This window comes from Dyadobacter sp., from assembly GCF_051859145.1.
Classification (GTDB): Bacteria; Bacteroidota; Bacteroidia; order Cytophagales; family Spirosomataceae; genus Dyadobacter.
The window spans coordinates 1-7365 of the sequence record NZ_JBHYGF010000215.1 but is presented as its reverse complement, the minus strand read 5'-3'; the positions used below and the strand labels follow the sequence as shown (position 1 = coordinate 7365).

Here is a 7365-nt window from a genome sequence, read left to right as displayed (position 1 = left end):
TTAAGCCCAGGTCCGCCGATGATACTTGGATCAAACCTGGTAAAGTAGGTAGCCGCCACAATACTATTACAAAAAAAAGCCTTACAGATATGTAAGGCTTTTTGCATTTGTGCCCAATTTGATCCACTTTATCCTTCTACATTATACTGATTAAAACCTAAGAGTGGACTCTCTTACAATTAAGTGGCAGGGTAATAGGATCTCCTTGACTGATTTAGTTTCGGATTTACTTACAAGTTGATTAATGATGAGCTCGCAGCTACTTTGACCGATCTTAAATGCAGGTTCTGCGATAGTTGACAGTGTTGGAGAGATTATTTCTCCCATTGAATCATTAGTGAATCCGATAACACCAACCTCAGCTCCAACGGCAATACCCCTTCTTCTCAATTCTAAAATAGCACCTATCGCTTTCCGATCGTTTGCAGCGAAGATTGCATCTGGTCTATCAGCTGTTTGGCTAAATAGCCTATCCGTATCTGACTGACCATCCTGGCGAGAAAATCCTGAGGAAACTTCTTTACTATATTCAATGCCAAATTGTCGAAGAGCAGACATATAGCCTTTTATTCGGTTCTGAGTCAATAATAGGTTGCTTGGACCTGTGATGTGTGCGATCTTTCGGTAGCCACAGGAAAGTAGGTGTTCAACAGCCATAAAAGCACCATTATAATCATCCTGCATCACTTTTGAAAAGCCTGCCTCTGCAATCACACGGTCGAAGAACACGACTGATATTCCTCTTTCACTAAGCTCCTGTAAATACTTGTGAATGCGGGTTTGTGATGAGATGCACACCAACAGTCCATCTATGTGATTAAATGGCAGTTCAGCTATAAGTCTCTCCTCAATTTCAGCCGAATCGTTTGTCAGGTAGAGAATGAGATTATATCCGTGTAAATTTGCCGTTTCCTGGATTCCTGTTATAACCGTTGAAAAGTAATCGTTAGTTATCGTGGGAATCAAAACTCCGATGTTTCGGGTATGACGTTTCACAAGATTAAGTGCATTCAAATTGGGTTTGTAGTTTAACTTTTTCGCAACTTCCAAAACCTGCTCTCTCGTTTCCCTGCTTACATCATATGTATCACGCAAGGCACGTGAGACCGTAGCAACCGAGATATTGAGTTCCCGGGCGATATCCTTGATAGTACTTGACCTTCGCTGCACTTGCTATCGATTATCAGATGTGTATAACAGGAAGAATAACCAAGGGTACTTTATACCCGCCGTTATCGTAAACGTTCTCGTTAATATTTATCACAATCCATTATTAGTCACTCCTTCAATCATGTAAATTGTTTTCGATATACATCGATCGACTATATGAAAATAGGATTGCCAATCTGAGACTAACTAGCTTACGCATTCGGGTAAATCATTTCCTAAGCACCAATACCATCATGAAAAAACGAGATTTCCTGAAACTTTCCGGCCTGGGTATAGCCGCCGGTGTAACTCCTAACTTTACTGTTAAAGCAGAACAAGCCACCACAACTGAGAGGAAGACACCGCTCTTCAATATGTCAGGGTACGCCGCCCCAAAAATTGACACAGTTCGCATTGCCTACCTCGGTTTGGGAAACAGAGGCAGTGGTGCAATAAAGCGGATTATTCATCTTGAAAATGTCGAAGTAAAGGCCCTTTGTGATATCCGAAAGGAAAACGTGAATGAAGCAGCGAAGGTTTTTGAGAAATCAAATTCTAAACCGGCCCTTTATTCAGGAAGTGAAGATGAATGGAAGAAGGTTTGCGAAAGGGATGATATTGATCTGATTTACATATGCACCCCGTGGAGCCTTCACACTCCGATGGCCTTGTACGCAATGGAGCATGGAAAGCATGTAGCTGTTGAAATTCCTGCCGCTACAACGGTAGAAGATTGCTGGAAGCTGGTCAGAACTTCGGAGAAGACAAAGAAGCATTGTATGATGCTTGAAAACTGTTGCTACGATTTCTTCGAACTGCTTACGCTGAATATGGCTCGACAAGGATTCTTTGGAGAGATTGTTCATGTAGAAGGTGCATACATTCACGATATTTTCGAATCTCTTTTTCAGAAAGATAAACGCTATGACTTATGGCGCTTAAAAGAAAACCAGCGTAATGGTAACCTGTATCCAATGCATGGTCTTGGTCCGGTAGCGCAGGTGCTTGATATCAATCGCGGTGATAAAATGGATTACCTGACATCCATGAGCAGCAACGATTATATGCTGCAAGCAAGAGCAAATGAATTGGCCGCGAAAGATCCTGACTTTAAGAAGTATGCAGGAAAATCGTATAGGGGAAATATGAATACGACCATTATCAGGACGAACAAGGGAAGAACAATCATGCTGCAACACGATGTCTCTACGCCCAGACCCTATTCCCGTTTACACCTCATCAGCGGAACCAAAGCCACTGCTCAGAAATATCCATTGCCTGAAGATGGAACTCAGGGCCGCATTTCACACGGACATGAATGGATCAAACCGGAAGAATTCAGAAAGCTGGAACAGCAGTATCAGCCTGAAATTGTTAAGCGAATCGGCGAACTTGCCAAGAAGGTGGGCGGGCACGGCGGGATGGATTTCCTGATGGACTGGCGGTTAATTGATTGCCTGCGAAATGGACTTCCATTGGATCAGGACGTGTACGATGCAGCCTCATGGAGCGTGATATCGCCATTATCTGAATGGTCAGTAGCAAATAGGTCCAACAGCATCGATATTCCTGATTTTACTTCCGGGGCGTGGAAAGGCAACCAGCCCGTAGATATTACTTTGGCAATAGGAGGTAATACAAAGGTCAAATCCTGAATTTTCGTACTTAGATTTAATCAGCATTGTAATGAAAATAAGCATCGGCCAGACAGATAAGGAACTTGGCTTAATGGCGGGGAAGAAAGCAGCGAATATTATTCGCAAAAGTATTGAGGAAAAGGGCTTTGCAAACATCATTGTTGCCACCGGCACCAGCCAGTTTGAAACTTTAAACCAGCTGATTTCGGAGCCTGACATAGATTGGAGCAAGGTAACTATGTTCCATTTGGATGAATACATTGATTTGCCTGAATCGCATCCCGCCAGTTTTCGCAAGTATTTGCACGAACGTTTTCTTGAAAAGTTACCTTCATTGAAGGCAGCGTACCTGATCAATGGAGAAGGTGACGCAGATGAAGAAACAAAGCTTCTTGATGAGATTATCAGCAAGCATCCTATTGATCTTGCCCTGGTGGGAATTGGAGAAAATGGCCACCTTGCATTCAATGATCCTCCCGCGGACTTTGACACAGAAAAACCTTACCTGATCGTCAATCTGGATGAACCGTGCCGACGCCAGCAAATGGGTGAAGGCTGGTTTGGCACACTGGAAGAAGTGCCGCTGCAAGCGATAAGTATGTCGATCAGGCAAATCATGAAATCTGCACATATAATTTGCTCAGTGCCTGATCAGCGCAAAGCGGTAGCTGTACGGGACTGTCTTGAAAATGAGGTAAGTAACTTGTTTCCAGCCAGCATTTTGCAACTCCATTCCGATTGTGTATTTTATCTGGATAAAAGCTCTGCAAGCCTGCTCGCGAGCTCAGAAGTCCAGAACCTTACCTGAACCTACGAATGGAACCAAAAACGCTTTACGCCCCGGCAGAACAGGCTATTCCTGTCAGAAATACCAGACTAGCTTCTATTGACGCACTGCGCGGATTTGATATGCTGATGATTTCAGGAGGCGGTGCCTTTATCTTTCTGCTGAAAGGCAAAACGGGTATTCCATTGATAGATGCCGTGGCTGATCAATTTGAGCATCCTGAATGGAATGGATTTACATTCTATGATTTCATTTTCCCATTGTTCCTTTTTCTTGCGGGTACTTCTTTGACTTTTAGTATCCAAAAAGGCTTATCAAAAGGAATGCAGCATTCTGAAATCCGTAATAAGATCTTTGTAAGAATGCTCATTCTGATTGCGCTGGGTATACTTGACAAAAACGCGCCTATCGATGTCTTCAACCCTGCCCATATCAGGTACGGAAGTGTACTTGGCCGTATTGGGCTGGCTACTTTTGTGAGTGCGCTGCTGTTCATGCGATTTAGCTCAGTTCAACGGTTTGGTATAGCTATCGCCACGTTGGTTTTATACTATCTTGCATTAAAGCTCATTCCGGTACCAGGCTACGGCGCCGGCGATTTGTCATTTGAAGGAAATCTTGTAGGTTGGTTTGATCGGACTTTTATGCCGGGTAAACTCAAACAGGGTACTTACGATGAACTTGCATTATTGACACAATTTCCCGCGATTTGTCTTACGTTATTCGGCACGATTGCAGGAGATACGCTGTTGAAAGCTGCTCCTGAAAATCAAAAAGTGACAAGGCTATTCTTACTTGGACTTGCGGGCATTGTGCTTGGTCTTGTCTGGAATTTGATATTTCCGATTAACAAACATTTATGGTCGAGCTCATTTATCATGCTCACTTCCGGGCTCGCATTTGTATTCCTTGCCACTTTCTATTGGATAATTGACTTAAAGGGTTTTTCCAAATGGGCTTTTTTCTTTCAGGTTATTGGAGTGAATTCTTTGGTTATTTACCTGGCGGTCAGGTTTGTGAACTTCAATGCATCTTCCAAGCTACTATTTGAGGGATTTTACAAATATGCGCCTGAAAAATGGCATGAGGTTTACAATGCGCTGGGCGGGTTCGTGCTGGTTTGGCTTTTTCTTTATTTTCTGTACCGCAATAAGATTTTTGTCAAAGTATAATTTGTATGGAATCAAACGCGAACGAAGATCCGGCTGGACAAATAGGACGAAGGAATTTTATTGCAGCAATGCTCGGGACAGCCACGCTCCCACATCTTTTGGAAATGCAAAATCAAGCACCTGTTTTATCAAAAGCCAATAATTTACCTGCTATGCCGGAGAAAAGTGTGATCGGACATTATGGTCAATGGGCCAATGCATTGCAGCCCAAAGTGCCGAACCTTTCTTACCGAAATAATAAGTACAAAGACCTGAAAAGCTGGCAACAGGAAGCGATAGCAAAAACCAGGGAGCTCGTCGCCAGTCCACCCAAACCAGGTATGCCTAAGGTGACTGTCGAGAAAAAATATGTTTTTGACGGGCTTGAAATAGAAGAGCTATCGTGGGAATTGGGTTACGGGCGACCAACTAAGGCCGTTTTCCTCAAACCGCAGGGCGTAACCAAACCATTGCCCGCGGTGCTCGGGCTGCACGATCACGCTGGTATGAAGTATTTCGGTTACCGTAAAATTGTGAAAACGTCGGAAGATCAACATCCGATCCTTAAAGAACATCAGCAATCAGATTATGGTGGTAGAGCCTGGGCCAATGAACTTGCTCGATCAGGATATGCAGTTTTGGTGCATGATACTTTTGCATTTGGCAGCAGGCGGGTACACTACGATGATGTAGAAGGCCTCAACTGGGGCGGCGTAGATACCACAGGGAAAACCGACAAGGATCCTGAAAAACCAGAGCATATAGAAGCGTATAATGCGTGGTCGTCAGAGCATGAACATGTGATGTCCAAGTCACTATTCTGCGCCGGGACAACTTGGCCGGGCGTTTTCCTGTCCGAAGATCAGGTTGCACTGGATATTTTAAGTGCAAGAAAAGAGGTTGATCCGAAGCGGATAGGCTGTTGCGGATTGTCAGGCGGTGGTCTGCGTACGGTATATCTTGGCGGACTGGATTCTAGAATCAAATGCGCGGTTTGTGTGGGCTTTATGACAACCTGGTCGGATTTGATCCTTAACAGATCTTTCAATCACACCTGGATGACGTACACGCCATTGTTACCGCAATTCCTGGACTTTCCTGAAATTCTTGGTTTGAGAGTACCGTTACCCACTTTGGTTCAAAACAACAACCAGGATCCACTATATACATTACCGGAGATGCAGGAGGCCGACCGCATTCTGACAGACGTATACAAAAAAGCAAATGCGTCGGAAAAGTACGCTGCAAAGTTTTATGATGGTCCGCATAAGTTTGATGCTGAAATGCAGAAAGACGCTTTTGCGTGGCTTGGAAAGTGGCTATCCTAAAAGTTAAGCCAGTTCGTAGCAGACAAGTTTTTAGCTAGATATTTCCCGTATTCCTTGGCGCATCCTTCCAGCATGCGTTTTTTAGTCAGGGGTATCTTTTTAAATGGATACATGTCCAATTGCACACTATCCTTCTTTAAAGTTCTTTTCCAGGTACCTTCCACTTTCCCGTCGATCACGATTGTGGGCATAAACATTCCGTTGTTACCCGGGATAATTTTAGCCCAATGCGCCGGTTCAAGAATGATGGAGCGGTCAGTGTAGCCCAGCATGTACTCGTCGAAGCCAGGGAGCAGGAAAGTTGCCTTTGCAGTTCCCATTTCTATTTGCTCTTGGGAATACCAATAACTTGCTCCATTTACTTCCATGGAGTGCAGCTTGCCCGCATTCAGTTGTAATCCGAGCTTCGCATCTGAAACTTTAAGCCCCGTCCACCACACGAAATCATTCAGAGTAGCAGGACCGTGACTGGTAAAGTAGCGTAAGGTGATCTCGGCGATACTTTCCGTTTCATCCAGCTGTCTTGGACTGGAAACCCATTCGTCTAGCAAAGTATAGGTAGGCTGCTTTTCATTGTGTGTGCCGTGACAAAGTATCCGGGTTTGTGCCAAGTGATTTATGATGTGCATGCCACGTTGCCCGCCGGTTGATACTCCTCCATTTTCAAGTAATGCATATACCTCAGCCCTCGTCATTTGCCTGCCACCAAGCAGCTCGGAAACAATCAGGTCGCGGCTTTTGGCGAAAACATGGTCGTCAAGTTCGAGTTGTTTATACCTGCCTGCCGAACGCGAGATAATCCTGGGTGTGAGCAAACGCAGCATCCAGTGTGCATCTTCTGCCGCCACAAAATGGAGCGTACCGCGCATTGGCCAGGTTCTGACAATAGATTTCTCTGCAATTGCTTTTTCAATAGATTTCTGGGTTCCACCCTGCATTCTCAATGCAATGGAAAACAATGCACCCGCGTGATCCTGTGCCTGAACAGCGCCAAGCCAATGCACAGTTTCTCCCGGCGTGTTAAAACGTGGATTGGAAAGAAGCAAATTACGGAGCCGGAGATTCTGAATATCGCGTATTGTCATTGTACACACGAATTAAGTGCATTCAGGAAAGCTGACGAAGATATGTTTCTGCCCAGCGTAAATCCTCAGGCGTAGTGATTTTGATATTTTCATAAGCTCCGTCAATCAGCTGAATCGGATAACCCTTTGCTTCAAGAACACTCGCACAATCTGTAAAAGTCTCCTGGTATTCGGTTGAAAATGCGTCAGACATCCAGTCGAGGCGGAAAGTCTGGGGAGTTTGTACCA

7 protein-coding genes are annotated in these 7365 nt (G+C 44.5%); 4 read left to right on the top strand and 3 right to left on the bottom strand.

The features are described from left to right. Nucleotides 1–150: 150 nt before the first annotated feature. Complete coding sequence (locus tag ACTIE6_RS13515) at nt 151–1170, bottom strand: LacI family DNA-binding transcriptional regulator (RefSeq protein WP_439557141.1); 1020 nt, start codon at nt 1168–1170, stop codon at nt 151–153. 233 nt (nt 1171–1403) lie between these two features. Here ACTIE6_RS13515 and ACTIE6_RS13510 point away from each other — a divergent pair, with 233 nt between their 5' ends. From ACTIE6_RS13510 to ACTIE6_RS13495, 4 genes are read left to right on the top strand one after another with little or no spacing between them, the layout of a single operon-like run. Then, entirely contained in the window at nt 1404–2804 is a 1401-nt protein-coding gene (locus ACTIE6_RS13510) for a Gfo/Idh/MocA family protein (protein WP_439557140.1), read from the top strand. Nucleotides 2805–2835: 31 nt separating this feature from the next. Further along, the gene (locus ACTIE6_RS13505; protein ID WP_439557139.1) at nt 2836–3594 is read left to right on the top strand and encodes a glucosamine-6-phosphate deaminase; all 759 of its coding nucleotides are present in this window, start codon (nt 2836–2838) and stop codon (nt 3592–3594) included. An 8-nt stretch (nt 3595–3602) separates the two neighbouring features. After that, complete coding sequence (locus ACTIE6_RS13500) at nt 3603–4745, top strand: acyltransferase family protein (protein WP_439557138.1); 1143 nt, start codon at nt 3603–3605, stop codon at nt 4743–4745. A gap of 5 nt (nt 4746–4750) precedes the next feature. Continuing rightward, nucleotides 4751–6052 carry a hypothetical protein gene (locus tag ACTIE6_RS13495; RefSeq protein ID WP_439557137.1) on the top strand — a complete coding sequence of 434 codons (1302 nt, stop codon included), beginning with the start codon at nt 4751–4753 and terminating at the stop codon, nt 6050–6052. On the opposite strand, the gene ACTIE6_RS13490 is transcribed toward ACTIE6_RS13495, so the two are convergent. Continuing rightward, on the bottom strand, nt 6049–7137 hold the full coding sequence (locus ACTIE6_RS13490) for a winged helix DNA-binding domain-containing protein (protein WP_439557136.1): 1089 nt from the start codon (nt 7135–7137) through the stop codon (nt 6049–6051). The two genes, ACTIE6_RS13495 and ACTIE6_RS13490, sit on opposite strands and share 4 nt — an antisense overlap. A gap of 22 nt (nt 7138–7159) precedes the next feature. After that, nucleotides 7160–7365 (bottom strand): 2-C-methyl-D-erythritol 4-phosphate cytidylyltransferase (locus tag ACTIE6_RS13485; RefSeq protein ID WP_439557135.1); only part of this gene is annotated, 206 nt, incomplete at its 5' end.